Here is a 3110-nt window from a genome sequence, read left to right as displayed (position 1 = left end):
CGTCCAGATCGACGACGGCTACCAGGCCGAGATCGGCGACTGGCTGACCCCCTCGAGCCGCTTCGCCTCACTACGCGACACGGCCAGCCGGATACGCGACCACGGCCGGCGCGTCGGCATCTGGACAGCCCCCTTTCTCGTCAGCCCACGCTCTGTGCTGGCCCGTGAACACCCTGACTGGCTGATCCCCGATGTCGGTGCCGGCACCAACTGGAATGTCGAGCTGCGGGCGCTCGACGTCACCCACCCCGACGCCTCGTCCTATCTGAGCCGCGTATTCAGCGAGTTCCGCGACATGGGCATCGACTTCTTCAAGATTGATTTCATCTATGCGGGGGCGCTGGACGGCGAACGGCATGCCCGCGGCGTCAGCGGGCTGGAAGCTTACCGGCAGGGCCTGCAGCTCATTCGCGGCGCGATCGGGCCCGGCTCGTACCTGCTCGGCTGCGGCGCGCCGATCCTGCCCAGCGTGGGGCTGGTGGACGCGATGCGGGTGAGTCCCGACGTCGACCCGAGCTACCTGCCTGCGGGCGGCGACCTGTGCGCCCCGTCGCAACAGGCCGCTGCCCTCACCGGACGGTGGCGGGCATGGCAGCACGGCCGGTTCTGGGTCAACGATCCCGACTGCCTCATCGCACGGCTGGCCGTCGAGCGGCGCGCGGACTGGGCCGCGCACGTGGAACGGTTCGGCGGACTGCGAGGTAGCAGCGACCGGCTTCGCGACCTCGACGGCTGGGGACTGGCCACAACTCGTCGCCTTCTGACGAGGGTGCCTCCGGTTCCCTTCGAACAAGATCGACTGGAGGGTTGACAGATGGCTACTGTGACGTTTGACCGGGCTACCCGTCGGTATACGGGTGGGTTGACACCTGCTGTTGACAGTTTCGATCTGCAAATTGCTGACGGTGAGTTCATGGTACTGGTCGGCCCGTCGGGTTCGGGGAAATCGACCGCGCTGCGGATGCTCGCCGGCCTGGAGCAGGTCGACGACGGGGCGATCCGCATCGGGAACGACGATGTGACTTACATGCCGCCGGCCCGCCGGGACATCGCGATGGTGTTCCAGAACTATGCGCTCTACCCGCACATGGACGTGGCCGCCAACATCGGCTTCGCTCTCAGAATCGCCAGGGTGCCGAAAGCCGAACGGGACCGCCGGGTGCGGGAGGCCGCGGCGCTGCTCGACCTGGAACCGTACCTGCACCGCAAACCAAAGCAGTTGTCGGGCGGGCAGCGCCAGCGGGTGGCGATGGGCCGCGCCATCGTGCGCCAGCCCCGGGTCTTCCTCATGGACGAGCCGCTGTCGAACCTGGACGCCAAGCTGCGGGTGCAGACCCGTACTCAGATCGCCGACCTGGCTGCACGTCTCGGCGTCACCACCGTCTATGTGACCCACGACCAGACCGAGGCCATGACGATGGGCGATCGTGTCGCGGTGCTCCGCGACGGCGTGCTGAATCAGGTCGCCGAACCCCGGCAGCTCTACGACAGGCCGGCCAACGCGTTCGTCGCCGGCTTCATCGGCTCACCGGCGATGAACCTGCTGACCGTGCCACTCGTCGAGGGTCACGCGCTCCTCGGCGAGGCGCGGATACCGCTGCCGGCCGCCGCGGCCGCCACCGCCACCGGGTCCGTGCTGGACAGGGTCGAACTGGGCGTCCGACCCGAGGCGCTCATTCCCGTCGATCCGGTAGCCGGTAATGGTATCGCCGGCCAGGTCGGACTCGTCGAGGAACTCGGCTCCGACGCCTATCTGCACGTCAAAATCGACATTCCCGGCGGCACCGCCATCCTCATCGTGCGTACCGACGGCCGGACGAAAATCACCCGCGGCGAAGCGGTCCGCCTGGATGTACGCCCCGGAGAAATACATGTGTTCGACCCGCAGACCGGCGTCCGGCTCGGCGCCTGACGCACACCCGGAACAGCACCGGTGACGCCGAGAACCGATGACGCCGAGACAAGGAGACCATGGTGAGTAAAAGAATTCTCGCGTTGGACGCGGCCGGGCGGCTACTCGGCCAGTTCGGCGACATGGAAGACGGACATCTGTGGGCGCATCGGGAAACCCGGGCGGCGGGCGACGGCCGCCGGGTCGAGATGTTCGACCCGGTCACCCGGGTGTCAGTCATCGTCGACGCGCTCTCCTGCCGCCGGGTCTCCTGGGGGGTGTTCCGCGACGACAACATCGCCTGCCCGGAAGCCTCTTCCGCCCCAAGCCACTCAGAGTTCCGGGGACCGTGGCCACAGGCGATGCGTCAGAACCACGATCGCATCGCCTGTGGCCCTCTGGAGCTCCCCGCCCCCCGGTCGCAGCATCGACCAGGACCGCCAGCAAGCCGATGACATGGCCAGGCACACCCTTTACGAGTCGTCCCGACACTCGCTGGCTCCGCCTTCTGGCGCGGCAACGGGCACGTCTTGCCCTGCTGACGGCGGCGCTACTCGTTGTGCCGTTCACCGCGTTCACCGCGTTCACCGTACGTCCCGGGTCACCCCCGGTAGTCGATAATGTCCCTCCGGACTGCCGTGCGGTACCCGGAATCAGTCGTACGTCGGCGCGACTTGGTCTGATCTACCCGGAAAGCGGTGACACTCAGACGACCTTCGCCCCCGCCAGCGCCGGGATCGACGCCCGCTTCGCCGTGGAAAACGCCCACGGCGGCGTGGACGGCCGTCTCCTGAGCTACCAGTGGATCGACGACGCCTCCGACAACGGGACCAACCTGTTCGCGGCCCGCACCCTGGTCGAGGAGCACGGGGTTTTCGGCATCCTGGAAGCCAGCGACGCCAGCGCGGGCTCCGTGGAGTATCTGCACAACCAGGGGATTCCGGTGCTCGGTATCGGCACCGACCCGACATGGCTTTCCTACCCGAACATGTTCACACCGACCACCTGGGTGTCCAGCCACATCCCGATGGTCTGGGGCGAGTTCGTCCGCGACCAGGGCGGAACCCGAGCGGCGTTGATCGCCCCGAGATTCAGCCCGGACCTGATCCGGGTGGCCGACGTCATGGGACGCAGCCTGCAGGCCGCCGGCGTGCAGATCGTGGCAACCATTCAGATTGGCGCAAAGGGGGCCGACGCCACCGCGGTCGCCATGCAGCTC

General features: G+C 67.6%; 4 protein-coding genes. All 4 read left to right on the top strand.

The window, feature by feature from the left end:
* Nucleotides 1-811 (top strand): glycoside hydrolase family 36 protein (locus tag U9980_RS26420; protein ID WP_322770412.1); only part of this gene is annotated, 811 nt, incomplete at its 5' end.
* A 3-nt stretch (nt 812-814) separates the two neighbouring features.
* Nucleotides 815-1912 (top strand): ABC transporter ATP-binding protein, encoded by a 1098-nt coding sequence (locus U9980_RS26415; RefSeq protein WP_322770411.1) that lies wholly within the window; start codon nt 815-817, stop codon nt 1910-1912.
* Nucleotides 1913-1974: 62 nt separating this feature from the next.
* Complete coding sequence (locus tag U9980_RS26410; RefSeq protein ID WP_322770410.1) at nt 1975-2346, top strand: hypothetical protein; 372 nt, start codon at nt 1975-1977, stop codon at nt 2344-2346.
* Nucleotides 2343-3110, top strand: a 768-nt coding sequence (locus U9980_RS26405) for an ABC transporter substrate-binding protein (RefSeq protein ID WP_322770409.1), incomplete at its 3' end; no start/stop codon positions are given. The genes U9980_RS26410 and U9980_RS26405, both read left to right, overlap by 4 nt.

Origin of the sequence: Protofrankia sp. Cr1 (assembly GCF_963555865.1) — a bacterium.
Lineage (GTDB): Bacteria > Actinomycetota > Actinomycetes > Frankiales > Frankiaceae > Protofrankia.
The sequence above is the reverse complement of the archived record's forward strand: the minus strand, read 5'-3'. Positions and strand labels throughout refer to the sequence as shown.

Bases quoted from the DNA above. Each gene is read 5' to 3' on its own strand.
- U9980_RS26415 (WP_322770411.1), top strand. From the start codon at position 815: ATGGCTACTGTGACGTTTGACCGGGCTACCCGTCGGTATACGGGTGGG.